Here is a 24,317-nt window from a genome sequence, read left to right as displayed (position 1 = left end):
TCCTGATAAGTTATTTCGTAATAAATCAATAAAACCGATCAGATCATTGTGAAGTGGAAGAATCATGTCAAGTGTCGACACTAGTTCGTCGAACTATACTTCGGGTAGCTCGAGTGCTTCAGGTAGTTCGAGTACTTCGGGTAGCTCTTCGACTCAACACGGATCCGGGATCAACGACCTGGATATGGATGCGTTTCTGCAGCTGATGATTGCAGAACTGCAGAACCAGGATCCGCTCGATCCGACGAAGAACTCGGAAATGTTGCAGCAGATCGGCCAGATTCGAGAAATCGGTGCGACCGATCAACTTCGCTCCTCGCTGGAGTCGATGCAACAAAGCCAAGGTATTTCAACGGCCAGCAGCTTGATTGGCAAACAAGTGCAAGCCTTGACCGACGATGGGTATGTGCTATTTGGCGTGGTGAATAGCGTGCAGTTGTCGCCCAACGACGACGGTACCCGAGAATTGAGTCTTAAGGTCAACACGGGTGATCAAACGGTGGATGTGAAGATGGAAGATATCTTTACGATTCTACCTGCAACAGGAAAAGCTTCCGATGGAACGGATGGAACCGATACTGGCTCCGACGGCAGCACGGAAGATTCGAGTGGCTCTGGCAGCGATGCCGCAGACGAAACAACGACATAATAACCACGCTCTCCACGGAATTGGAGAAGCTATTACCTTTCAAGGAGGTTAACCATGGGTCTGGCTTCAGCACTTTCGACTGCGTTGACCGGCATGACCGCGGCGGAAACTCAGATCGACGTCACCGGTAATAACCTGGCCAACTCGCAAACGGTTGGTTTTAAGGCGTCCGAAGCTCGCTTCGCTACGCAGTTCTTGCAGACCCAGAGTTTGGGATCGAAACCAACGGATTCCAACGGTGGTACGAACCCGCGACAAACAGGTCTCGGTACCAAGGTTGCGGAAATCACTCCGAACTTCACGCAAGGTACGATTGAAGTTAGTAACAGCCCGTCCGATCTTGCGATCCAAGGTGACGGTTTCTTTATCGTGGAAGGTGGCGCGGGAGAAACACTTTATACCCGCAACGGTATTTTCAAGACGAACTCGCAGAACGAATTGGTGACCATCACCGGTCAACGTGTGCTCGGCTTTGGGATCGACGAGAACTTCCAAATCCAACGTACCCAGCTAGTGCCGTTGACGATTCCTCTGGGTGCCAAGAGTGTGGCCAAGGCGACCGAGAACGTTTATCTCGAAGGTTCGCTAACAGCGACAGGCGACTTGGCAACGCAGGGCCAGGTGATTGAAAGCGCGATTCTTGGTAACTCTGCAGTGCCACGCCCCGATACCACCAGTACCAACGTTTCAGTGGCTTCGCAGCCAAGTATTGCCGCGACGACAGGAGTATCGGCGGTTACGCCAGACGTCAGCTCGCTGACACCTGCGCAAACTGAAGGTGCGGGTGGTTCCGTCCCGGACGGCGCCTACAACTATCGGTTTACGTTCTCGAATGCGGGACTGACAGGAGAAACGCTGGCCTCGGCCGATACGGTTGTGAACCTGGCTGACGGCAACGCCAGTGCGAACGATAATACGGTCACCTTCGGCACTCCGCCGCAGTCGAGTTCGTTCTCGCAAGTCAACATGTACCGCAGCAACGATGGCGGTGCGACTTACTTCCTGGTCAATTCGTTTGCCATGGGAGCGACCGTCGAAGATACTTCCGCGGCTCCTACCGCCACCCAGTTGGGTGCTGCCAAGATCGGCGGAACAGGCGTCAATGGCACGCTTGATGGTGGCGATGTCTATCAGTATCGCTACACGTTCCTCGATAGCGACGGAAATGAAACCGCGCCATCCAATCCGCAAACGGTAACCGTGTCGGGTAGTCCTGGCGATGGTAACGGCTATTCGGTTGTTCTGGATAGCATTCCGACGAACACGGATTACGACTCAGTTCGTATCTATCGTACGACTGCGGGCGGTTCGGACTTCTACGAACTTGATACCTTGACGATGGCAGCTGCGGCGAGCCCTTACGTTGATGATGGCTTGACTCCGCTGAGCACCAATCAGTTGGATGGCCAAACGATCAATGGAAACTATACTTACCTGGTTACCTTCGCTCGTTCTGGTGAAGAGGAAAGCCGGCCTTCGCTTGCCCTAGGGCCACAAAACGTTGTCAATGGTCGTATTCAATTGAGCAATCTGCCAATTCCGCCAACACCTCCGGCGGAAGGTGGTTTCCCGGCTTACGACAAGGTTCGCATTTACCGTAACTTGTCAACTTCGTCCGATACGTTCTATTTGGTCGACGAACTTGATCCGGGCGAAGACTTTATTGATACGGTTCCCGACTCGCAGATCTCTGATCTGACCGTGCCTGGTAATAAGACCATCGACTTAGATGGTCCTAAGATCGACTCCAACACGCTGCTGGTCGACGTCGTTAAACGCGATGGCTTGAACTTTGAGAATGTGTTCGAGGAAGGTGAGCTGAGCTTCACCGGCTATAAGGGAGATCGAAAGCTCGACACGAAGAATTTCACGATCACCTCGACGACGATTGTGCAAGAACTGCTCGAGTTCATCGAAGCATCCACAGGTATTCAGCCATCGGTCAATGGTAATGCCAATCCGATTCCGGGCTCCGAAAACTCAATTCCGGATGAAACTGGAAACTTGTCGCAGGGAGTTTCGATTACGGATGGAAGGATTCGAGTCATCTCGAATAACGGCGTCGACAATGGAGTCGATGTTCGCTTGTCATCCTTCACGCTCGATAACAATACGGGTGTGCTCCAAAATCCAAACCTGAACTTTGGTACGGTTCAGGAGGGTATTGGACAAAGTGCCGTTTCCGACTTTGTGGTCTACGATACGCTCGGTATCCCGGTCAACGTCCGAGTGACGGCGGTCCTTGAAGAACGTAACGGGTCGAACACCGTTTATCGTTGGTTCGCGGATTCGCCCGACAACGACAATGCGATAGATACGGGAGATATTGGCGAAGCACGAATTGCTGTCGGAACCGGTTTGGTTTACTTCGACGGTGATGGTAACTTTGTCGGATCTGATAACAACACGGTAACCGTTCAGCGTCGCGATGTTCCCTCGCAGTCGCCATTGGAGTTCGATCTCGACTTCACACAACTGTCGGGTTTGGCCAGCGACAAGGCCTCGCTCAATGCCTCACGGCAAGACGGTTCCGGTACCGGTACGCTTAATAGCTTCATCATCGGTGAAGACGGCGTGATCCGAGGTGTGTTCTCCAACGGTGTCGATCGCGATCTCGGTATGCTGCAATTGGCTCGCTTCGGTAACCCGACTGGCTTGGAACAACGTGGTGAGAACTTGTTTGCTACCGGTGTGAATTCCGGCTTGCCGGTCACCGGGGATCCCGGAGCCGATGGTTTAGGCGAAGTGATCGCTGGTGCCGTCGAGTTGAGTAATACCGACGTCGGTGGCAATCTGATCGACCTGATTCTGGCTTCGACGCAATATCGTGGTAGTTCCCGAGTTATCACGACCGCTCAGCAGTTGTTCGACGAACTTTTGAACCTGCGACGATAAAGTCGGCATCGCGCCTTGAAATATGACCTAGGATTGATCGCCTGGTACGCCTTGAAAAGGGCCTCCAGGCCTTTCCTGCTTCGAATTGGAGAGGTTTGGATGATCAAGTTAACTCATTTGGGCGGAGAACCTTTCGTTCTGAATGCCGAATTGATTCGCTACCTCGAAGCGAGTCCCGATACTTTCGTGACCCTTACCAACGGCGATCGAATTGTGGTCCGGGAACCAACTGACGTTGTCGTAGATCGCGTAATCGAGTACCACCAACGCAAAAATTTACTACCCCCGGGAATTTCCCGCCCCAATGCTGGGGCAGAGTAAGACCAATACGCCATGGATATTGCATCCGTCGTCGGGCTTTTGGCTGCGTTCGGCCTGATCCTCGTAGCCATTTTGATCGCGCCGGGCTCATCGCTGACCGCGTTTATTGACGCGCCGTCCATTCTGGTGGTTTGCGGTGGGGCACTTGCTGCGTGCATGATTGCCTTCCCGCTTAAATCAATGCTCGGTATGCCGATGACCATTAAGGTCGTGTTTCTTAACAAAGCGACCGATTACGCGGCGTTGATTAAGCAAATTGTCAGCCTGGCTGAAACCGCCCGACGCGATGGACTTCTGGCCTTAGAAAACCGAATCGGCGAGATCGAAAATCCCTTCATTATCACTGGTCTGCAGATGGCGGTGGATGGAACGCGCCCCGACGCGATCGAAGATATTATGCGGACCGAAATGGACGCCGTGGCGACTCGACACCGTGATGCGAAGGCCGTTTCGGACCAAATGGGACGCTTCGCTCCAGCTTATGGGATGATTGGGACGCTACTCGGTCTGATTATCATGCTGGGAAATATGAGCGATCCGAGCTCGATTGGTTCTGGGATGGCGGTGGCTCTTTTAACGACATTATACGGAGCGGTCGTCTCGAACTGTCTCTTTCTGCCTTTCTCGGAAAAGCTTGGCTTTTTGAACAAGCAAGAGCTTTTGGGAATGGAGATCATCATCCGCGGAATCATGGCAATTCAATCGGGTGAAAATCCACGCGTGATCGAGCAAAAATTACGCACATTTCTTCCGCCCTCAGTTCGCGCGAAGATGGACGCAGAAAAGTAATAGAGGACTCAAACCGTGGACGAAGAAGATGATGCTGGCGGAATCCCGGAATGGGTTGTTACCTTCGGCGATATGATGTCGCTGCTGCTAACGTTCTTCATCATGCTCGTCTCGATGAGTGAGATTAAGAAAGAAGAGCAATACCAGGCATTAGTCGAATCATTTCGACGTCAATTTGGCCATGATTCTTCGATGGAAAGCGTGATCGCAGGTAATGCGAAGCCGCGCAACTCCAACATGGCGAAACTCGCGACCATGGGGCGTGCAAAACGTTTCTCGACGCATGCTGGGGGTGACAAGGTGAAAGCTCCCGTCGGCGATAGTCCACAAGTGCGGATTATTCGGCCTGGTTCAAAAACAGCGGTTGGAACGGTTGTCTACTTTAAGGAAGACAGCGCTAAACTCGACGAATCTGCTATCGAATCATTGCAGGCTCAAAGCCTCGAGTTCGGAGGCAAACCGCAGAAGATCGAGATACGGGGGCACACGTCGCTGCGGCCGCTGCCGCCTGACAGTCCCTTCAAATCGCACTGGGATCTCGCCTATGCCCGCTGTATGGCGGTTAAAGAGTATCTTCTGTCGCTAGGAATCGACGAGCGACGCATCCGCATTGCGGTTTCTGGGAAAAACGAACCGTTCCATATTGGGACCGACCCATTGTTGTTGAAACAGAATTCACGGGTCGAAGTCTTTTTATTGGACGAAGTCATCGACGATCTGGTGGGAACGCAGCAGGAGCAATCCAATCGCGAGGCCCCCCCAATCGAGGTCCCGTCAAACTAGTCGCGCGTGCACGCTTTTACATGCTACGCTTTTTGAAGTAGTTCCTAACGTTCACTTCATTAAAGCAAGAACCATGGCCGACGCAGCCCCTAACAACAATCAGGAGGCCACCAAGGGGCCTTCGATGAAGGCCAAGATTCAAATCCTTGGTGGCATCGTAGTACTCGTATTGCTCGAGTGTGCCGTAGCCTATTTGGTAATTCCTAGCCCGCAAGATGTGATTCGGGCCGCGGAGAATCAGGCTCAAGCAGGCGAAACCGCCGGAGTTGAGCCGGCAGCGGAAGCGACACCTCTCGCAGCGAACGAAGAGACCGTCGAGGTCGACCTCAACGAATTTGGAATTACCGCGTATCGTCCTCTCAGCGAATCGACGATGCGAATTGACTTCCACCTCTATGCCACGATTCGCCTCACGGATCAGTCCGAATTTGAATCGCTGATGGAAAAGAACAAGAATCGTTTCCGCGAACAAGTCATTGTCACGGTCCGCAGCAGCGACGAAGGTGAACTGACTGATCCTAGTTTGGGGTTGCTCAAGCGTAAGATTTTAGAGAAAACCAACAACATCTTGGGCAAGCCGATGGTTCACTCCATCGTGTTCAGCGAGTTTTCTTTCGTCGAGCAATAACTCGACGACGACCTCTCATCTGGAATGGAATCCGATGACTGACGACGATCAAATGGGACAGGACGAGATCGAAGAGCTTTTGCGTCAGGCTCAGTCTGGCAGCATGGGTGCTAGCGAACCGGCTCCCCAAGCTCCCCAGGATCTCGAGGCCCTCGACCAGAACGAGATTGAAGCCTTGTTTCAGAGCCCTGGTAGTTCCGAAGCTCCAAAGCCCAAACCACAAGCTGCGCCGGCCGCTACGGCAACCAAGCCTGCCGCGCCTCAGCCAACCGGCGGCGAAGGGCATGACGACATGGAGTATCTCCTGAATCAGGCCGAAGCTGCCCTGGCTTCGCTTGATTCCCCTAGCCAGGATATGCCTGCTGGCATTTCGCCTTTCACATTACGCGACTTCGGTGGCTCGCCAGCAAGTACCGAGAAGGCGACCATCGATCTGGTTCGTGATGTCGAGTTAGACGTCAAAATCGAACTCGGCCAAGCAGACATGTATTTGGAAGAAGTCCTGCAAATGAAGAAGGGCTCGGTTGTCCCCCTGGACAAGCTGGCAGGCGATCCGGTCGATATCTTCGTGAACGGACGTTTGATCGCAAAGGGAGAAGTGCTGATTCTCAATGACAACTTCTGCGTTCGTATTACCGAATTGATAGTCGGTGATTCGGTTATCTAAAGCGTAATCGATCGAGAATCGCGGCTATTTGCTAGCGTCTCGGTCATTCTTTCAGCCGATTCGTCTTGAGCCACACGACGCTTGTTCCTAAGATGCCACCCCACATCATTTGTGCGGACAGTTGAAAACAGCAGGAAGCTAATTTCCTACTATCTTTTTCGGCAGATTCGATTTCGCGACTTGAGTGAAAATCAGGAAGTTTTTCATGCGGAACGCCATCGTCACGGGATGCCTCGTCGGCTTGGGGCTGATGATTGTTTGCGGTACCACGGGCTATGGCAACGAGTTCGCAGGTAGTCAAGCGTCCGCCAATCAACCCATCCAGATTCGCAATCCTCAACAGGAACCTCCGCGGTTTCCTCCTCTTGCTCAAGCGCTTCATGTCGAGGAAGTCCCCGCGAAGCACGAGACCAATCCACAAGATCAAGGTGTCGTTGGACCGGCTGAGCCTGGTCAGCCACTTCCCTTACCTCGCAAAGCAAGTCACGACAAATCGGAAAGCTCGACGATTCCCTCATTCAATTTTCAAGGGAACAAGACAGCCAGTATTGTGGCAAGCTTATTAGTCGTAATCGGCTTGTTTTTGGTGTTTGCTTGGGTCGGCAAGAAGAACATGAAGCCAGGAACGGGCCGGCTCTCGAAAGAGATTATTCAGGTGCTAGGTAAGAGCCAGCTTAGTGGCAAACAACAACTTGAATTAGTCCGAGTGGGACAGAAATTGCTTTTGCTATGCGTGACCCCGCACAGCGTCGAAACACTCACTGAAATCACCGAGCCGAACGAGGTCGAGCGACTGTTGGCTATCGTACGTCAAGATTCACCCGGCAGCATGAGCTCGACGTTCCAGGAAGTCCTGACACAAATGGGACATAAACCAGCACGCGGATTCCTGGAGGCGTAATCATGCGTAACTTGCGACAACTTGCATTCGCCTCAATCGGATTCGCGTTGATATTTGCCTGCGTGGCGGGTGGCACGTCTGAAGTGTTTGCCCAGCAAGCGACTTCGCTTCCTGACGTACTGATCGACACGCCGCTCGATCGCCCCGTTCAGAAAGAAGTCGAAGACTTCAGCGAATTCGTGAAAGCCGGGCCGGAGCATTGGACGAGCCCCCAGGGTCTTTCCAGCACGATTCAGATCATGGTTCTACTGACCGTGATCAGTTTGGCTCCGGCGCTGTTAATCATGACGACTAGCTTCATTCGAATCACCATTGTACTAGGACTTCTACGGCAGGCGATCGGCACGCAGCAACTTCCGCCGGGACAGGTGATCACGGCCTTGGCGATGTTCATGACGTTCATGGTCATGCATCCCTATTGGCAGGAGGTATACGACGAAAGCATTCGTCCTTACACCCATCAAGAGGTAAATCCCGAGACAGGCGTAGCTTTCAAACTGTTTGCAGAGAAAGATCCTGTTACTGGAGTCGTCGGACCGGACGAAGCTTGGGAACGAGGCGTGAAACCGATTCGTCAGTTCATGGCGAAACAGATCGACATCGCCGGAAACAGTGACGATGTGTGGATGTTCTTCGAGTTCTTGCCGAAGAAGACCCGCGAGGAAATCGGTACGCCTGAATCGTACGATGACGTGCCGCTTCAGGCCTTGGTGCCTGCGTTCATGCTGAGCGAATTGAAGACGGCGTTTTTGATCGGTTTTCAGATCTATCTGCCGTTTCTAATTCTCGACATTGTGATCGCGAGCGTGACAATCTCGATGGGCATGATGATGCTTCCGCCGGTCATGATTTCGCTACCCTTTAAAATTCTGCTCTTTGTGTTGGTCGACGGTTGGACGTTAATCATCGGCATGTTGATGCAGAGTTTTGCTCCCACCTTATAACGGAAGAAGCCGCGTATGGATCCCGCGATGGTCGTCGACCTGACTCGCAACGCAATGATTATGTGCTTGATCATTGGTGCCCCTGTATTGGTCGTGGGTATGTTGGTTGGCCTGTTGATTGGTTTTCTGCAAGCGTTGACTCAAGTGCAGGATCAGACGGTCTCGTTTGTTCCCAAGATCCTCGCGATGGCACTGACCTTAGCATTTACGCTTCCCTGGATCTTTCAAAAGCTTGTGAGCTATAGCGCGGAGTTGTTTGCCAATATTCCTGAACGCATCGCAGGCGGTTAAATCGAAAGAAGGGCCGCGCGATGGAATTGCTCCGCTTTCTCGACCCCACGCTCGAACAGCTACTAATTTTCGCGGCGATTGTCACGCGCGTTGGTGGCTTGATCGCAACAGCGCCAGTGTTAGGGGCGAGCTATGCACCGATGCGGATCAAAGCCTTTCTAGCCGTTGCGATTTCTCTCATGCTGACGCCTGTATTCTGGGAATACGATTTTCCCATGCCAGGCAATACGGCGGCGTTGTTTGTGGTGATGATCGGCGAACTCCTTATCGGATTATCGCTAGGACTGGGAATCAAGATACTCTTCGCGGGTGTGCAAATCACTGGACAACTGCTCGGGCAAATCGGCGGTCTTTCGATCGCGGATGTCTTTAACCCGGCATTTGACGATAACGTACCGATGCTATCAATCGTGTTCGACCTGGTCGTACTCGCTGTGTTTTTGGTGATTGGTGGGCACCGGTTCTTGATGGCGGCACTGCTGAGCACGTTTACCGAGATCCCTCCTGGCATTGCTGCCGTTGACGTCAATATTGTCTCGGTAATTCGCGAGACGCTGTCGACATCGTTGGTGCTTGGTGTCCAGGCCGCAGCACCTGGGACCGTTGCCTTGTTGATCGGTGTGCTTGTGATGGGCGTAATCAGCCGCACGTTGCCGCAATTGAACTTGATGGCGATCGGGTTCAGTTTGAACACAATGCTATTGATGGCATTTATCATGCTGACGATCGGCAGCGTGGTCTGGATTTTTCAAGACTCGGTGGAGCCGACGGTCGACAAGATTCGCGCGATGTTTCATACCATTCAGGTGGCGGCGAAATAATCGATGGCGGATCAAGAAAAGACAGAAGAAGCAACCCAGCATCGCCGCGACCAGGCGCGGGAGAAAGGGCAGATTCCTAAGAGTCAGGATCTGGTCTCGGCCGTAATGTTGATTGTGGCGTTGGGTGCACTCATGTATCTCGGTCGCGACGTGATCGAATTCCTGGGGCAGTTCACGCGAGACGAACTTGGCACCGTTCCCCCCTTAAACCCGAGCGAACTGTGGGCGACGCACCATACCGCAACCACCTTCTACCGCCTTGCGATGGTCATGGTTCCGGTGCTGATCGTGTTATTTATTGCCGGGATAGTGATCAATATGGCTCAGACCGGCATCATGTTTCTGCCGGACAAGCTGGGCTTCGATTGGAATCGCATTAATCCTATGTCTGGGTTTCAGCGACTCTTCTCGCTGACGAACTTGATGAAGCTGATCTTCGGGATCGGTAAGGTATTGATCGTTTCAATCGTAGCCGGCGTAACGATCTGGTTCGAGATGGATGAGATTCTGGGACTATCTGCTCTCAGCACGATTGAAGTCGCGACGTACTTGTTGGACACGGCGTTATGGACTGCGATGAAGATCGCGGTCTGCTTGGTAATTCTCGCACTATTGGATTACGGCTACCAACTGTGGAAGTCGGAGCAAGACTTGATGATGACTAAGGAGGAAATCCGCGAGGAAGTCAAATCGATGCAAGGAGATCCACAGGTCCTTGCTCGACGGCGTCAAGTCGCTCGGCAATTGGCGATGAGTCGCATGGCGAATGATGTTCCGAAGGCAGACGTCGTGGTTACGAATCCGACTGAACTAGCAATCGCGCTTAAGTATGATCCTTATGAAATGTCCGCACCGGTGGTTGTCGCCAAAGGCGCCGGCTCGGTTGCGCAGCGGATTCGACGATTAGCTCTGGAAAACAATATCCCGGTCGTCGAACGTAAGGAACTCGCGAGGGCATTATACGCCGAAGCAGAACTCGGTCGTCCGATCCCGGCCGAACGCTACGCAGCTGTTGCCGAAGTGCTGCGATACGTTTACGACCTGCAAGGTAAGCAAATGCCGACCATGTCTGATCTGGAACGCGTCGACCGGGAGCGGGGCAGGGCAGCCTAATTCATTTGATGACTTGAATTGCTTTCCCCTAGTTGGCGAGAGCTTCCTTCACAATTTCCGATTCCCAGACCGGAAGCGACTGAACTTCGCCGAGGGCAGCATCATGAACCTGAACGCCCCACTGCGTGAAGTATGGACCAAGATTTTGGTTCGTCGCTCGCGACATGCGAACCAGAAAGTCACTTGCTCGATCGATGTCAGAACGAGGATGTTGATCTAGCGGCAAGGCACGATATTCTCGGAAGACTTGCTTGAAGGGCTCCCAGCCGAACTCATAAGACAACACTTGGTAGAAGGCGAGCCGCTCGAACAGAGCACCGTTAACAGTCATCCAATTACGATCGTCGAGAGGGCGGCTCAGGTATTGACGAGTTTTCTCGATGACGGTTTCACGGCTCCCACGATCTGAAGCACGCCCATAAACTTGTTCCAACGCGTAGTGTGAAAAAATGTTGACCGTTACCTCGCCGGTGCCTTGATACGTCCATGCGCGATGCTGATGCAGATGTCCTAGTTCGTGGCAATGACCCCATTCTGGTTCTCCCTTCACAATCGCTTCGGCCCAACCAAACGGCGCATTAATCGGGTAGGAGGCGAACGCGGCACCCCAGTTTACGTGGGCGTCAATGAGAAAGCGATGTGGAAACGGCTTCGTCTTTGGGCGGCCAGAGAGTTCGCTCATCGCGTCAATTACGGCGTCCCATTTCTCCATTGCTAAATCTGGCGTATCCAATTTGCGGATAAACTGAGACGGAAGCATGAAGATTACCTTGTCGCTTCCGATCTCTGCGTAAGGAGCCGGGTAGTTGCGAATTTGAGCACGCCACTCGCGGACATCAGTTTCGCCATGGACGTAACGTGGAGCCTGGATCACGTTGGTGAAGCGAATCTGGCACATCTTCTTTGGTGGAGGCGTGTACTCGTCGATCAGATTGTAGATATCGCTATCCTTCGCTAGGAACGTCTTCGCTTTCGGGGTGGGAAGCTCGATGTAAATCAAACCACCAAAAGAAGAGCCAACTTCGATTGATCGTTCCGTTAGGGAATAGACGCGATCGATCTTTGGGAAGCGATTAATCGTCTTGTGTCGAGGAACGTCGATGGTCGTGCTATTGGCACCGATACGAAGTTTCCAGCCGGCATCCACGTAGGAATCCGGGATGAAGACGCGAATCGTTTCGCCAGGTGGAGCGTAAAGACCGGTGCTTTGCCAGCGATAGCTGTTCGCGTTGATTTCGCACGTCTGAGTCGACGGCTGCACCTGCCCTGGGATCGACCCGGGGAACAGATCGGCTGAAGGATGTTTCTGAAGTTGATCAGGCGGAATCGCGCTTCCGGCCAGTTCTCCTTCGTAGATCATGCGCAGGTCGACCAACGTGTTTTCCAAAACCTTGTATCGCGACTTGCGATCTGGACCAATTTTCACTGCGGGAGCTTCTCGCAACTTGTTGATGAGCTCCTGCATGGCTTGGCTTGAGACTCTGCCGCTACGCCCATCTTTGATCAGAGCCTTCTTGACCGAGTTGAACTCGTCCTCAGTTAGCTTCTCACCTTTCGCCGCTTTGCGAAGCTCGGCCTCGGATGCGGCCTGCCCCGTGGCCGGGCCAAAAAGGCAGAGGGCAAACGCAAGGAGGAAACAGCCGGCCAAGGTCAGGGGACGCATCATAGGTAGGGGCTTTCCAAAGCTGGGCGGGGACGATTTACCGTCGGCGAGACGTCGTTCAATGAAAAAAAACGAGGAGCATTAACTATCGCGGGATATCATCGGCTTGAACTGATTATGGTCGCGATGATCAGATTTGGCAAGCTTTTCGTCTGAGAGGTTCGGTTAGCCGTCCAGGCGATCGATGCTAAGATGATCGACCGCGTCGTTTCGAGCGTTTGTCCTTCTTCGCTTTCGAGGGAGGTGTCCCCTTTTGCGTTTTTGAATGCCCTCGGCCAGAGCCCTTCTTCGGGCGACTCGATTGCGTCGAGAACTTCATGCCGGAGCCTTGGACTTTTGGCTTCCAACTGCCGCCACTCTTCCCACCGCCAAGTGACTTCGCGGGAGGTTTGCTACTTTGCTGGCCGGTTTTCTCGATGAACTGGTAATCAAGTTCCCGGCGATCGAGATCAACACGAGCAATACGAACCGTGATCACATCGCCCAGGCGAAACGAATTGCCTTCGTGATTGCCAACCAGGCTGTGGGTCATCGCATCATAGTGGTAATAGTCGTCATTGAGCGAATCAATTCGGACCAAACCATCCGCGGGAATATCGAGCGATTGCACAAACAATCCAAACGGCTCGACGCCGGTGATCACCGCATCGACTTCCTCGCCAATACGCGTGCTCATGTACGTGAGCAGTTTGATCTTGATCAGTTCGCGTTCTGCGTCAGCAGCCCGTTGTTCGCGTTCGCTGCAGTGCTCTCCTTCGACCTGCATCTCGCCAAAGTCTTGCGGCGGTCGCACTCCCTGTTCGATCAGGTCGAACATTCGATGAATCGTCAGGTCGGGGTAGCGGCGAATGGGGGAAGTGAAGTGGCAGTAGTTATCACTAGCCAACGCGTAGTGCCCAATCTCTTCCGGACTGTAAACGGCCTTCTGCATGCTTCGCAGCACCGCGTAATTTACGGCTGCCTGTTCCGGCTTCCCTTTCACTTCATCCAAGACGCGGATGATTTCGAAGCGGCTGTTCAAGCTCTCACATTCGATTCCAAGTTCGCGAACGAATTCCGTCAGGTTAGCCAGTTTCTTCGGATCGGGAGATGCGTGTGCTCGACGCAGGAAGAACAATTCTCGATCGACCAATGCTTCCGCGACCGCTTCGTTGGCGGCCAACATGAACTCTTCGATGATCTGATGGCTTTCGGTGTTTTCGACCGTGTGGGCACCGACGACCTGACCGTCCGTATTTAAGTCGAGCTTCACTTCCGGCATGCTCAATTCCATCGAGCCACGGGCGAATCGCCGCTTACGTAGCATCATCGCCAGTTCGTGCATGCGTCCCAGCAGCGAATGAACTTCCGGCGTAAGCTTCTCTTTCCAAGGTTCGCGATCGGCCAGATAATCGTCGACTTCTTCATAGGCGAAACGGCGTTTACTGCGAATCGCCCCTTTGCAAACTTCGGTATGAACACGAGCACCTTCCGGCGTAAATTCAATGATCGCGGTTCGCGTATATCGAACTCGGTCGGGCTGCAAGCTGGCCAGATTGTTGCTGATCGTTTCCGGCAACATCGGAATCACTTTGTCCGGCAAATAGACGCTGGTCGCGCGATTGCGCGCTTCAACATCCAAGGCACTGCCTTCTGGGACGAAGTGCGAAACGTCGGCGATATGAACTCCTAAGATCCAATGGCCATTGTCGAGTCGTTCCAAGCTGATGGCATCGTCGAAGTCGCGGGCGTCGATCGGATCGATTGTGATCACCGTATCGGCAGTGAAATCGCGTCGACCTTCGGGGATCGATTCGTCGAACGCATCGGCCTGTTCTCGCGCGACCTCAAGGGCTTTGTCGGGGAATTCACGTGGCAGGTCGTATTCGACGATGATCGATAACAGATCGACCCCTGGTTCGCCTCGCTTGCCGAGCACTTCGACAATCACGGCCTCGCCATCGTGAGCATGCGAGGGGAAGCGGACCATTTCGATCACGACTTTATCTTCGGGCTGGGCATTCTTCGCGCCGGGATCTCCCACGGAGATTGGCTGAGCAAAGATTCGGCCGTCGACCTGGACTAAGGCCAGGCCATGCGTTTCGTAATAGGTGCCGACGAAACGATGCGTTTCGCGTTCGACGACCTCGACTACTTCGCCACATAAGCGTTTGTCGCCACCGGGGCCCCGACCGAAATAGGTGCGTATCAGCACCAAGTCGCCGGTCGCTGCATCCATACCGCGACGCGGCGGGATGAAGATGTCGTCTTGCTTGTCTTTGCTGCCGGCGGCGTAGCTGGGTCGGACAAAGCCAAATCCCTTTGCGTTCCTTTGATAACGGCCGGTAATGCGTTTATCACCTTCTTCAGCCGAGGGCTTTTTCACCAGATGATTGGCGCCATAGCGAACCAATCCTTTGCGAATCAGGCGTTTTAGAGCACGCTTGAAGGGACGCTTGTCGTCGTCCGTGATGCCAAGTTTCTTGGCGATGACTTTCGGTTTGACCGGTTGATAGTTCGGTTGGTTAACGTGGGACAGTAACTTCGATTCGATTTCTTCTATTTCCATAATCCAAAGTGTACGATGCGCGCGGATTGCGAGCAATTGGCAGAGTCGCCAGAAGTGGCATTTTTTATGCCAACTTGGCCGTGGGAAGATGTTTCCGAATGGCGGCCAGTGCGAGCGAATTGCCATTAGTGACGCCGCGATAACTCGCCAGGTTCGCGCGGAATCTGGTGATTCCATCGAGAAATGTGGTGAGATGCGACTTGGCGAAGCTCTCGATTGACGTCCAAGTTCCCGCTCCCATTTGTTTCAGGAAGTGAGAATTGATCATTTGTTCGTGGTGTGAGGATTCTGGTAATGCCAGCACCGGTTTGCCTAAGTGTATCGCTTCACCCAGTGATTGATTACCTGCCGCGCCGATCAGGGCATCGCAGTGAATAAAGTCCTCGGTAAAGCGGTTTTCATCGATCTCGTGGAAGGTCAACGGACCAGCCGCAGGCCTTTTTCCAAGTCCGTAGACTTTGACCGGACGATCACAAAGCTTGAGTAGTTCTAAAGTCTGGTCACTGGTCGCTTTCCGGAGGTACGAAAGGATAAAGCCACCTTCGCTTGGTTGAGCCTGACTTACATCGGGGCGGAGCAGGGGACCAACTTGCACAACATTTGAATAGCCCGGCAAGAGCGGTGACTTGAAAAAGGACGAGACGATCGTCTCTGCGTGGTCGACATGGTGCGCCCTGACAACGAAGCTCATCATCCACGCCCAACGCTGTAGACTAGGGGGAAGTGACGAGAGGTCGTACGCTAAGAGAAAGTCTTGGTGGTTTAAGCTGACAACCGGGACGTCACACGACCGGCCAGCATTCGGCAAGATGGGTTCAAAGTCAGAGACGATCAGATCGGGTTTTTCATGCCGAACAATTTCAGATGTTTCGCGAACGTTACGGCGTAATTGGCCGAGAAACTTCACGCCATGGAGGATCGACTTGGTTAGGTCGAGCCGACGATTGGTGTAATAGAATTTCAAGCCTGGCAACCGCCTGACCTCGACGCTCTTCATCTCTGGCTTGTTATAGATGGGCGCCAGAAAGTCGTACGCTTCGTTGGGAGCGAAGAGGACAAGCTCATGTTCATGCCGCAGATGCTCGGTCATTGTGCGAACTCGAGCGGCATGACCGCGACCTTCCCCCGACATACTGTAGAAGATTTTTGCCATCGCTTAACGGGAGCTGGGCTCCGCGCACCTTGTACGGAATGAACCTCAAGCCAATGCGATCTTCGTGCACGAGCATCGAATTTGCTGATGCCGATTACCTTCTCTGCTGACACTTACGTAGGACCAGTGGGCAGAGGCACTGCCAACACCGGCGTATCGTCGATGGGACTTAGACGTGTTCCGAGTGCTTCCGCTAAGAGCTCCTGACGGCGGCGCTCGACTTCAGCCGGATCCAGAGGAATCACTTGGTCTGCGTGGCGATTAACATCGTGCGGTGTCTCGACGATTTCATAGCGGCCATCTTCAAACTCAAGTAAGGCGGTGCTGTTCTCGATCCAGTCGCCGGTGTTGTAATAGGTGACACCATGTTTCTCGACGACGATGGGTGTGTGGATGTGGCCGCAGATCACCCCTTGGCATTTCAGCGATTGGGCATGGAGCATCAGCGTTTCTTCAAAGTCGCTGACAAACTTCACGGCGGACTTGACGCTTCGCTTGATCGTTGCGGCGATTGGCCAACGGCTGAGCTGATAATGACGCCGCCATCGATTGATACGCTCATCGACCCAACAGATCGAGTCGTAAAGAAACGATCCCAACACCGAGATCCACTTTGCCTTCTTTTCGACCTGATCAAACTTGTCGCCATGGGTCACCAAAATGCGACGCCCGTTCGGGCAGTGGTGAATGAATTGATCTGCAATCTCAACGAAATCGAATTTGAAGCGAAAGCTTCGGAGAAAGTCGTCGTGATTGCCAGGCGTGTAAAAGATCTGCGTGCCTGCTTGCGACATCTCGAACAAGCGACTGAGGATGGCGTTGTAGACCGGTTCCCAGTGCCAATGCTTGCGGAGCCGCCAGCCGTCGATGAAATCGCCGACAATGTAGATGTATTGTGGTTCGTGCTGATTCAGTAGTTCCAGGAAGGGTTCGACCCTAGCGTAGGGGCAACCCAAGTGGAGATCGCTGAAGAATAGTGTTCGTACCCGAGCTCGATGACGCGACATGGCACCCATAATTTGACAGGCTCCATCCTATCGATGATCTGAGGACTCGATCGTTTCTTCGGTTTCCTTCGTACGCGTGAACTCGAGGCAATCCGGCCAACAGTTTTCAATAATTGCGTAAGGAAACCTTGTTGAACGTTAGGTAGTATGCCCGGCGTTCATTGAGATGAAATGAATCAGCGGTAAAGGTCTGATAAATGTCAAACACCACCGTGTTCTGCAGTACGCAGCTAGTTGTTTCTCACCAGAGAGAAGTGATTCGTGTCGTAAGAATCGAGTTGCTAATCCCTTACGATTGGTAACGGCTAATTCAGCGATAGCCGAAAACCATCGATGTACGCGAAAGAGGTTCGCCAGAGACCACAAAAAAGGGGCACGGCTGTCGACATGTTATCGACAGGTGCCCCACGTGGAAAACGTGTGTGTTTTTTTCAGGCTAGGTTGAGATCACCAGCTTAGCTGCCAGATCCCTTGTACAGCTTGCGTCCAAATTGCGGGCTGTACGAAGTCCAATTGCTGTCCGAATTGGCGTCGTCAGCAAGGAGCTTGTCGAACCCATGCATGTGGGCGTCGAGGCTATCGAGGTAGTGCAGAGCGAGTGCTTCGGCCGTCATTGGCACCTTTGGGCTGCCATATTCCAATCGGCCGTGATGGCTGACGACCATGTGCTTGATTCGAAGGGCGAGCTCTTGCGGGAACGGCTCGCCGGAGAGCTTTTCGGCTTCCACGATCAAGCGATCCACGATGCTAACGCCGCTGACCAGGTGACCGATCAGTTGTCCCTCGTCACTGTAGGCTAGGCCTTTGTCGGTGCTCAACTCGTCGACTTTGCCCAGGTCGTGAAAGAGAACGCCCATCACCAGCAGGTCTTCATCGACTTGTGGATAGAACGGGACAATCGCTTTGGCGATCTGAATCAAGTTGACGACGTGCTCGAGCAGCCCACCTTCGTAGGCGTGATGATTCTTGATACCGGCAGGGACAACGCGAAAACGGCTGATCAGCGATTCGTCGATCAGGAAGCATTCCGCCAGATTTCGCAGATGGATGTTTCGAATCCCGCGGAGTTGGGCGGCCAGCTCTTTCAGGAGCTGTTCAACCTGTTGCGGGCTGAGTTGCATGAAGTCGGACTGATCGACTGCGTTCGGATCGACCTTTTCAATCTGGGTGACAATCACCTGCATCGAGCCGTTGTAGAACTGGGAAGTCCCTTGGATACGGACAAAGTCGCCGTCTTCAAATCGCTTGTAGATGGAATCGTTCGCATTCCACATCATTGCGTTCACAATGCCGGTTTTGTCCGACAACTGCATCTGCAAATAAAGATTTCCCTGGCGGTTGGGCCGCAATTGTTTGCTGGAAGCGACAAACACTTCGTTGACGCTTTCATTCTCTCCCAATTGCGAGACACTTCGTCGAGCCATTCCAAATATCTTTCCGTTATCTTTTCTATCTTCGTATCGCTGCGTATTTCTACGCCCCCCCGCTGGGATGAAGGTGCGATTCTAGAGGTCCCCTGAAACGGCAACAAGGACCCACGATTAAGGTTGCCCAGAACCACACGGCTACCTCGGCTGTCCCCACTATCAAGATTTTTTTAGAATGCGACTCCTGATATGGATGAGGAGTCCCTTCCTTAAAGTTCTCAAAATGTAGGCAGAATCATGGCCAAAGCGCCGCAAAACGCAATTTCTCCGACCCGTGAAGTCGACTATCCCGAATGGTATCAGCAAGTCATTAAAGCGGCTGACTTGGCTGAGGTTTCCCCCGTACGGGGGTGCATGGTGATCAAGCCATGGGGTTGGGGCATCTGGGAGAACATGCAGCAAGTGCTCGATGGCATGTTCAAAGACACCGGGCACGAGAATGCCTATTTCCCACTCTTCATCCCGATGAGCTTCCTCGAGAAGGAAGCGGAACACGTCGAAGGCTTTGCCAAGGAATGTGCCGTTGTCACGCACCACCGCTTAGAGCCCGGTCCGGATGGCGGGCTGGTCCCGGCCGGCAAATTAGATGAACCACTGATCGTTCGACCGACGAGTGAGACGATCATCGGCGCCATGTACGCAAAGTGGGTTCAGTCATATCGCGACCTGCCAATTTTGATCAATCAGTGGGCCAACGTCGTTCGTTGGGAGCTACGTACGCGGATGTTTCTGCGTACGGCTGAATTCCTGTGGCAGGAAGGACATACCGCTCATGCCACGAAGGAAGAGGCCTTGGCCGAAACGCGGCAAATGCTCGAGGTATATGCGGACTTCGCCGAAAACTATATGGCGATGCCGGTGATTAAGGGGGAAAAGCCCTCTTGGGAACGCTTTCCTGGGGCCGACATGACGGTCAGCATTGAATCGATGATGCAAGACCGTAAGGCACTGCAAGCAGGCACATCGCACTTCCTCGGTCAGAACTTCTCGAAGGCCCAGGAAATCAAGTTCCAGTCGGCCGAAGGAACGGAAGAGTTTGCCTGGACGACCTCATGGGGTGTTTCAACGCGTCTGGTTGGTGGGCTGATCATGACTCACAGCGACGACGACGGCTTAGTAATTCCCCCTCGTCTTGCACCGAAACATATCGTGATTTTGCCGATCTATCGTAACGATGAAGAGAAGGCGACGGTTCTCGAATATTGCAAGAACTTGGAAGCGAAGCTCAAAGATCAAATCTACGACCGCTCGGGCGTGCGGGTGATGATCGACGACCGGGACCTCCGCGGTGGCGAAAAGACTTGGTACCACATCAAACGTGGTGTGCCCGTCCGAGTGGAAGTCGGGCCGCGTGACGTTGCTTCGGGTAGCGTTTTCGTGGGGCGTCGCGACCAAGGGCCGAAGGAAAAGAAGGGAATTCCGGTCGACCAATTTGTGAGCGAAATCTCCGCCACGCTTAAGGAAATTCAAGATTCGCTCTTCGAGAAAGCGAAGAAGCTACGCGATGATAATTCGCGTAAGATTGACAGTACCGAAGAACTTACCAAGTGGTTCACACCGAAGAAGGGTGGCGACAAGCCTGAGATTCACGGTGGCTTTGCTTACGTGCATCTCGCGGACGTCAAGGAAGTAGAAGAAGAGCTGAAGAAGTTGAAGCTGACGGCTCGCTGCATTCCTGTTGAAGGGGACGACGAGCCTGGCAAATGCCTCTTTACCGGCAAAGAGGTTGCTCGCCGGATGTTGGTCGCTAAGGCATATTAGTCTCGGTACTTAGCCGGTCGCAGGTTGCGTGCTGACCGGCTTTCATGGGCAATAAGCATTTTCCCCCCGAGCAAAACTCAAGAAACAAAAAAGGGGCCGAGCAAATACTCGGCCCCTTTTTTTATGCATATGTTGCTGTAACGACTTAGTAAGCCGTTTGATCAAGGACGCTGCCGTCTGCCATGGCGTTCAGCTGAACCCAGACACGGTGGTCAATTGTCAGCGAAGCGGAGTTGACCGAACCATCAGCGAATGCGAACTGGCAAACGTTGTGAGCTGTAGAAGCACCGGGCCAGTCGTTGTTGATGTTGTTGTAAGCAATGTGAGTTGGGCCATAGACCTGGGCCGAACCTGGACCAGGCGTCAGGCCAGTCGCACTGTACGGATAGGCTGGCGAGGCGGCGCCGGTGGTTGCAAAAGTATTGTTCGGTGTGGCGCCATAAACACCAAACAAAGCAGCCCGGATCTTGCCCGATTCGGCAAAGCCTTGCTCACCTACATTAGCTTGTCCAGCTTCCGTTTCCGACGATGGTGCACCACCTGGGTAAGCAAAACCACCAACAACTTGCTCGGCAAGCATGACGGTGTTCGACAGACCATCGCGAATCTTAGCGGAAGAAGTTTGAAGCCCTGGGCGGAAGATGCCACCAAGGTCCAAGCGGGGGGTACCAGCGAAGGCACTATAAGGACCAGATGCTGCTGCTGGGAAGGTGTACGGGCGAGCAACGGATGAGGCATTCGTTGCAACTGTGGAATCCCACTGTTGACCGCCGACATTCGAGATCCAACCTTCAGAACCGGTATAGTTCGTTGTTCCAATGCCGCCAAACGATGCATTCTGGCCATTCTGTGGATCGGATGGGCATTCCAACGCTTCCAATTGGAACGTCAGTTGGGTCGCATTCGCCGAACTCGACGTGTCATTTGCAGCAACGGTGAGGTTGATGTTCGAGTAGATATTGCCCTGTTCAATTTCAGGCAAGATCTTCGTGATCCAGGTGTGGTTGTTTGGATCGACGGCAAGTGGCAAAGCCTTAGCTTCCGTCATCTTAATTTGGAGCGCCAAACCGAGCTGCTTCAAGTTGTTTTGGCATTGCGCTCGGCGTGCGGCCTCTCGTGCGGCTTGCACTGCTGGCAGTGTTAGCCCGACCAAGATACCGATGATCGCAATCACGACCAGCAATTCCACAAGCGTAAAGCCACGACGTGCGCTTATCGCGCGTGGGAGAGATTGATTCATATCTAGTAGACCTTCCGGGCGAATCGAGAGCCGGCACAGACGAGAGATTGAGTGAGAAAGCTGGCACATTCCGTTACCAATCGCAATTCTTACCTAAAGGCGACCAAAACTCAAGGGATTTGTCAGGTTGGCGTCGTTTCCACGGAAGTTTGTGGAAAACACGGGCGGGTGTAGCCCCTCTGTGGGGTGTTCGTGAGGGCTCGCTTCTTACTGTTTTATTAGTTGGTGTGAGTTTGGGGCAAGTGCGTTGAGATTGCCGGTATCGCAAAGATGCCGGCTCAAACATTCCTAAGTTAATTTCAGCACAGGTTGTCTCGATAAAGCAACTAAACCTGGACTAGCTGCGAGACGCTACGCCTGCCGTTTCGTACCTCTTGGCGGCGATGGATCTCTTGGGTTGCCCTGACAGGCAAGTACCGAGCTGATCATTAAGAGGTAGGACTCGGAGGCGTAAGTTTTATTACCCGCCCCGATGGACACGGGCGATTAGGCAACCGAGCGGCGGGTTGGGTAATTCGCGTTTTTTAGACGCTCACGAATTCCTGGGAATTGGAGGGAGTTTTACGATGAAAATGGATTGGAAGGCCGCCATGTTGGCAGCCGCAATGATGGTGGGCGGTTCGTCCGCCGCATCGGCTCAGGAAGCTGGATACTACGGTGCCAGCCCCGTGAGCTACAACGCAATCGCTTCCGATTGCGGTTGTGCGACGGACGCTGCTACGTGTGGCGACGCCGCTTTGACTTGTGGATCCGATTGTGGCATGGGCTGTGGTTGCGGAAGCAGCTGTGGCGGTGGCCTCTTCGGATGCTGTGATCATGGCGATCCTTGGACCTTATTCGGCGAAAACGACTGTGGCGTGACCATCGGTGGTTGGATCTCGGGCGGTTACTACGGTAACTTCCGCGGCGTCTACACCAACAACGGTAATGCTCCGGTTGCTTTCCGTCAGATCTCCAACGCCTTCACGCTCAACCAAGCTTGGTTGTACGCTGAAAAGGCTGCGGACGCTGAAACCTATTGCTTCGACTTGGGTTACCGAGTTGACGCGATGTTCGGTGCTGACGGTCCGGATACGCAAGCTTTTGGTTACGGCGATCGTCACCGTTGGGACAACGGCTGGGATTCGGCTACGACCGCTGACGGCGAACAGCTGTACGGTTCGGCCATTCCTCAAGCTTACCTGACGGCTGCTTGGGGCGATTGGGAAGTCAAGATGGGTCACTTCTACACCATCATTGGTTACGAAGTGGTTACCGCTCCTGACAACTTCTTCACCTCGTACGCTTACACGATGAACTACGGCGAACCGTTCACCCACGGTGGTATTCTCGCGACCTACAGTGGTCTCGAAGACACCACACTTTGGGGCGGTTACGTCAACGGTTGGGACACTGCATTCGACAACTGGGAAGGCCAAGCGACTTTCCTTGGCGGTATCAGCCGCGACCTGTCGGATAGCACCACCGTCACTTGGGCCGTCAACGCCGGTGACTGGGGTAAGACCAACGGTGGTAACGTCTACATGAACAGCTTCGTGCTGACCCACGACATGGGCTGTGGATGGAGCTACGTCTTCCAACACGACCTGGGCGTTCAATCGAACCAGCCAGGCGGTGCGAAGAACAACTACTGGTACGGTGTTAACCAGTACCTGTTCAAAGAAATCAACGACTGCTGGAGTGCTGGTGTTCGTGCAGAATGGTTCTGCGACGAAGACGGTAGCCGCGTTGGTTTCGGTCCTGGTAGCTACTACGCCACGACCGTTGGTTTGAACTGGAAGCCAACTGCAAACCTGATCGTTCGTCCTGAAGTTCGCTTCGAGAAGTTCGACGCGATCCACGGTGGCAATGGCACGCCGTACGCCGAAGGCACGCACGACGATTGTGTGTTCGCCGGTTTCGACGCCATCTTCACCTTCTAAGGTTTGAAGATCGTCGAACGACGAAAGTTATAAAAATGCCGCAGGTGGCGCCACCTGCGGCATTTTTTATTTCTTGTAAGATATCGTACCTTGCGATTGGGGCCGCTTGCTGGGCGTGACGCTCATCGCTTGAAACTAAAAGCCATTTCGAAACGTTAAATCTGAGCGGGAGAACTCATTTTGGGAGACATCAGCACGCCACGACCTGTCTTACGTATCGTCGCGGCATTCAGTTGTTATCCCGACTCGTTGGCGTGGGGGGCCGAATTCGCGGAGAAGCATTGGGGGCCGATCGAACTGAAGAGCGAGCCGTTCCTACTCACTGAAACAACCTACTACGATCAAGAGATGGGGCCTGGTCAAAGTAAGCAATTCTGGGCTTTCGCCGACTTGCAGTCTTCTGGCGACTTGCCCGACTGGAAGCGTGAGTCGAACCTATGGGAGGAGCAGCACGCCCAAGAGAGGCAATTGCCGGTTGAACGCCCGTTGAATCTGGACCCTGGCTACATTTCTGAGGCGAAGTTGGTCCTGGCCACTACGAAAGACCGCGATCATCGCATTTATTTGCGGGACGGTATCTACGCCGAGGTAACTTTGCACTACCGCCGCAAGGCGTGGGAGGCGTGGCCGTGGACTTATCCAGACTATCAACGCCCTGAGTTTCACGAGTTCTTCAATCGTTGTCGTGAATATTTGCGAAATTCGCTGCAATCGGCTTAATCGTCACTTTCGCCGGTTTGAATCCCGTGTGGCTAATCGTGGGCACTACGCTGACGACAATCTTGAAATAGAAT

At 53.4% G+C, this 24,317-nt stretch carries 21 protein-coding genes; 15 read left to right on the top strand and 6 right to left on the bottom strand.

Features of this window, described 5'->3' with window-relative positions:
- Positions 1 to 64 precede the first annotated feature (64 nt).
- From C5Y83_RS15160 to flhB, 12 genes are all read left to right on the top strand, one after another.
- Positions 65 to 649, top strand: a complete 585-nt coding sequence (locus C5Y83_RS15160) for a flagellar hook assembly protein FlgD (RefSeq protein WP_105330563.1) — start codon at positions 65 to 67, stop codon at positions 647 to 649.
- 54 nt (positions 650 to 703) lie between these two features.
- Positions 704 to 3,544 carry a flagellar hook-basal body complex protein gene (locus C5Y83_RS15155; RefSeq protein WP_158262370.1) on the top strand — a complete coding sequence of 947 codons (2,841 nt, stop codon included), beginning with the start codon at positions 704 to 706 and terminating at the stop codon, positions 3,542 to 3,544.
- 99 nt (positions 3,545 to 3,643) lie between these two features.
- On the top strand, positions 3,644 to 3,865 hold the full coding sequence (locus C5Y83_RS15150) for a flagellar FlbD family protein (RefSeq protein WP_105330562.1): 222 nt from the start codon (positions 3,644 to 3,646) through the stop codon (positions 3,863 to 3,865).
- A gap of 12 nt (positions 3,866 to 3,877) precedes the next feature.
- Entirely contained in the window at positions 3,878 to 4,654 is a 777-nt protein-coding gene (locus C5Y83_RS15145; protein ID WP_105330561.1) for a motility protein A, read from the top strand.
- Between the two features lie 15 nt (positions 4,655 to 4,669).
- Complete coding sequence (locus C5Y83_RS15140; protein ID WP_105330560.1) at positions 4,670 to 5,437, top strand: flagellar motor protein MotB; 768 nt, start codon at positions 4,670 to 4,672, stop codon at positions 5,435 to 5,437.
- Between the two features lie 73 nt (positions 5,438 to 5,510).
- Positions 5,511 to 6,065: a hypothetical protein gene (locus C5Y83_RS15135; RefSeq protein WP_105330559.1), complete on the top strand. Its 555-nt coding sequence runs from the start codon at positions 5,511 to 5,513 to the stop codon at positions 6,063 to 6,065.
- 34 nt (positions 6,066 to 6,099) lie between these two features.
- Positions 6,100 to 6,732 carry a flagellar motor switch protein FliN gene (fliN, locus tag C5Y83_RS15130; protein ID WP_105330558.1) on the top strand — a complete coding sequence of 211 codons (633 nt, stop codon included), beginning with the start codon at positions 6,100 to 6,102 and terminating at the stop codon, positions 6,730 to 6,732.
- Positions 6,733 to 6,937: 205 nt separating this feature from the next.
- Positions 6,938 to 7,633 (top strand): FliO/MopB family protein, encoded by a 696-nt coding sequence (locus C5Y83_RS15125; protein ID WP_105330557.1) that lies wholly within the window; start codon positions 6,938 to 6,940, stop codon positions 7,631 to 7,633.
- A gap of 2 nt (positions 7,634 to 7,635) precedes the next feature.
- The gene (locus tag C5Y83_RS15120; protein ID WP_105330556.1) at positions 7,636 to 8,577 is read left to right on the top strand and encodes a flagellar type III secretion system pore protein FliP; all 942 of its coding nucleotides are present in this window, start codon (positions 7,636 to 7,638) and stop codon (positions 8,575 to 8,577) included.
- 15 nt (positions 8,578 to 8,592) lie between these two features.
- Positions 8,593 to 8,868: a flagellar biosynthesis protein FliQ gene (gene fliQ, locus C5Y83_RS15115; RefSeq protein ID WP_105330555.1), complete on the top strand. Its 276-nt coding sequence runs from the start codon at positions 8,593 to 8,595 to the stop codon at positions 8,866 to 8,868.
- Positions 8,869 to 8,888: 20 nt separating this feature from the next.
- On the top strand, positions 8,889 to 9,689 hold the full coding sequence (locus C5Y83_RS15110; protein WP_105330554.1) for a flagellar biosynthetic protein FliR: 801 nt from the start codon (positions 8,889 to 8,891) through the stop codon (positions 9,687 to 9,689).
- Between the two features lie 3 nt (positions 9,690 to 9,692).
- Entirely contained in the window at positions 9,693 to 10,802 is a 1,110-nt protein-coding gene (gene flhB / locus C5Y83_RS15105; protein WP_105330553.1) for a flagellar biosynthesis protein FlhB, read from the top strand.
- 28 nt (positions 10,803 to 10,830) lie between these two features.
- On the opposite strand, the gene C5Y83_RS15100 is transcribed toward flhB, so the two are convergent.
- The 5 genes from C5Y83_RS15100 to C5Y83_RS15080 all read right to left on the bottom strand — a co-directional run bounded on the left by C5Y83_RS15100 (position 10,831) and on the right by C5Y83_RS15080 (position 18,597).
- Positions 10,831 to 12,468 carry a M60 family metallopeptidase gene (locus C5Y83_RS15100; RefSeq protein ID WP_105330552.1) on the bottom strand — a complete coding sequence of 546 codons (1,638 nt, stop codon included), beginning with the start codon at positions 12,466 to 12,468 and terminating at the stop codon, positions 10,831 to 10,833.
- Positions 12,469 to 12,652: 184 nt separating this feature from the next.
- A complete protein-coding gene (gene rnr / locus C5Y83_RS15095) occupies positions 12,653 to 15,013 on the bottom strand; it encodes a ribonuclease R (RefSeq protein WP_105330551.1) in 2,361 nt (786 codons plus the stop codon).
- A 64-nt stretch (positions 15,014 to 15,077) separates the two neighbouring features.
- Positions 15,078 to 16,166 (bottom strand): glycosyltransferase family protein, encoded by a 1,089-nt coding sequence (locus tag C5Y83_RS15090; RefSeq protein ID WP_105330550.1) that lies wholly within the window; start codon positions 16,164 to 16,166, stop codon positions 15,078 to 15,080.
- A gap of 113 nt (positions 16,167 to 16,279) precedes the next feature.
- The gene (locus C5Y83_RS15085; RefSeq protein ID WP_105330805.1) at positions 16,280 to 17,173 is read right to left on the bottom strand and encodes a UDP-2,3-diacylglucosamine diphosphatase; all 894 of its coding nucleotides are present in this window, start codon (positions 17,171 to 17,173) and stop codon (positions 16,280 to 16,282) included.
- A gap of 455 nt (positions 17,174 to 17,628) precedes the next feature.
- Positions 17,629 to 18,597 carry a 3'-5' exoribonuclease YhaM family protein gene (locus tag C5Y83_RS15080; protein ID WP_105330549.1) on the bottom strand — a complete coding sequence of 323 codons (969 nt, stop codon included), beginning with the start codon at positions 18,595 to 18,597 and terminating at the stop codon, positions 17,629 to 17,631.
- A 240-nt stretch (positions 18,598 to 18,837) separates the two neighbouring features.
- Here C5Y83_RS15080 and proS point away from each other — a divergent pair, with 240 nt between their 5' ends.
- Entirely contained in the window at positions 18,838 to 20,361 is a 1,524-nt protein-coding gene (gene proS / locus C5Y83_RS15075) for a proline--tRNA ligase (RefSeq protein WP_105330548.1), read from the top strand.
- A 145-nt stretch (positions 20,362 to 20,506) separates the two neighbouring features.
- On the opposite strand, the gene C5Y83_RS15070 is transcribed toward proS, so the two are convergent.
- Positions 20,507 to 21,601: a DUF1559 domain-containing protein gene (locus C5Y83_RS15070; protein WP_158262379.1), complete on the bottom strand. Its 1,095-nt coding sequence runs from the start codon at positions 21,599 to 21,601 to the stop codon at positions 20,507 to 20,509.
- Between the two features lie 566 nt (positions 21,602 to 22,167).
- On the opposite strand from C5Y83_RS15070, the gene C5Y83_RS15065 reads away from it, so the two are divergent.
- Entirely contained in the window at positions 22,168 to 23,523 is a 1,356-nt protein-coding gene (locus C5Y83_RS15065) for a porin (RefSeq protein ID WP_105330546.1), read from the top strand.
- Between the two features lie 180 nt (positions 23,524 to 23,703).
- On the top strand, positions 23,704 to 24,243 hold the full coding sequence (locus tag C5Y83_RS15060) for a DUF4416 family protein (RefSeq protein ID WP_105330545.1): 540 nt from the start codon (positions 23,704 to 23,706) through the stop codon (positions 24,241 to 24,243).
- The last annotated feature ends 74 nt before the right edge of the window (positions 24,244 to 24,317 follow it).

The organism is Blastopirellula marina (assembly GCF_002967765.1).
GTDB lineage: Bacteria > Planctomycetota > Planctomycetia > Pirellulales > Pirellulaceae > Bremerella > Bremerella marina_A.
Note: the sequence above shows the minus strand (reverse complement) of the source record. Positions and strands in the feature narration are given on the sequence as shown.

Bases quoted from the DNA above. Each gene is read 5' to 3' on its own strand.
- C5Y83_RS15160 (WP_105330563.1), top strand. From the start codon at position 65: ATGTCAAGTGTCGACACTAGTTCGTCGAACTATACTTCGGGTAGCTCG.
- C5Y83_RS15155 (WP_158262370.1), top strand. From the start codon at position 704: ATGGGTCTGGCTTCAGCACTTTCGACTGCGTTGACCGGCATGACCGCG.
- C5Y83_RS15150 (WP_105330562.1), top strand. From the start codon at position 3,644: ATGATCAAGTTAACTCATTTGGGCGGAGAACCTTTCGTTCTGAATGCC.
- C5Y83_RS15145 (WP_105330561.1), top strand. From the start codon at position 3,878: ATGGATATTGCATCCGTCGTCGGGCTTTTGGCTGCGTTCGGCCTGATC.
- C5Y83_RS15135 (WP_105330559.1), top strand. From the start codon at position 5,511: ATGGCCGACGCAGCCCCTAACAACAATCAGGAGGCCACCAAGGGGCCT.
- fliN (WP_105330558.1), top strand. From the start codon at position 6,100: ATGACTGACGACGATCAAATGGGACAGGACGAGATCGAAGAGCTTTTG.
- C5Y83_RS15125 (WP_105330557.1), top strand. From the start codon at position 6,938: ATGCGGAACGCCATCGTCACGGGATGCCTCGTCGGCTTGGGGCTGATG.
- C5Y83_RS15120 (WP_105330556.1), top strand. From the start codon at position 7,636: ATGCGTAACTTGCGACAACTTGCATTCGCCTCAATCGGATTCGCGTTG.
- fliQ (WP_105330555.1), top strand. From the start codon at position 8,593: ATGGATCCCGCGATGGTCGTCGACCTGACTCGCAACGCAATGATTATG.
- C5Y83_RS15110 (WP_105330554.1), top strand. From the start codon at position 8,889: ATGGAATTGCTCCGCTTTCTCGACCCCACGCTCGAACAGCTACTAATT.
- flhB (WP_105330553.1), top strand. From the start codon at position 9,693: ATGGCGGATCAAGAAAAGACAGAAGAAGCAACCCAGCATCGCCGCGAC.
- C5Y83_RS15100 (WP_105330552.1), bottom strand. From the start codon at position 12,468: ATGATGCGTCCCCTGACCTTGGCCGGCTGTTTCCTCCTTGCGTTTGCC.
- rnr (WP_105330551.1), bottom strand. From the start codon at position 15,013: ATGGAAATAGAAGAAATCGAATCGAAGTTACTGTCCCACGTTAACCAA.
- C5Y83_RS15090 (WP_105330550.1), bottom strand. From the start codon at position 16,166: ATGGCAAAAATCTTCTACAGTATGTCGGGGGAAGGTCGCGGTCATGCC.
- C5Y83_RS15085 (WP_105330805.1), bottom strand. From the start codon at position 17,173: ATGTCGCGTCATCGAGCTCGGGTACGAACACTATTCTTCAGCGATCTC.
- C5Y83_RS15080 (WP_105330549.1), bottom strand. From the start codon at position 18,597: ATGGCTCGACGAAGTGTCTCGCAATTGGGAGAGAATGAAAGCGTCAAC.
- proS (WP_105330548.1), top strand. From the start codon at position 18,838: ATGGCCAAAGCGCCGCAAAACGCAATTTCTCCGACCCGTGAAGTCGAC.
- C5Y83_RS15070 (WP_158262379.1), bottom strand. From the start codon at position 21,601: ATGAATCAATCTCTCCCACGCGCGATAAGCGCACGTCGTGGCTTTACG.
- C5Y83_RS15065 (WP_105330546.1), top strand. From the start codon at position 22,168: ATGAAAATGGATTGGAAGGCCGCCATGTTGGCAGCCGCAATGATGGTG.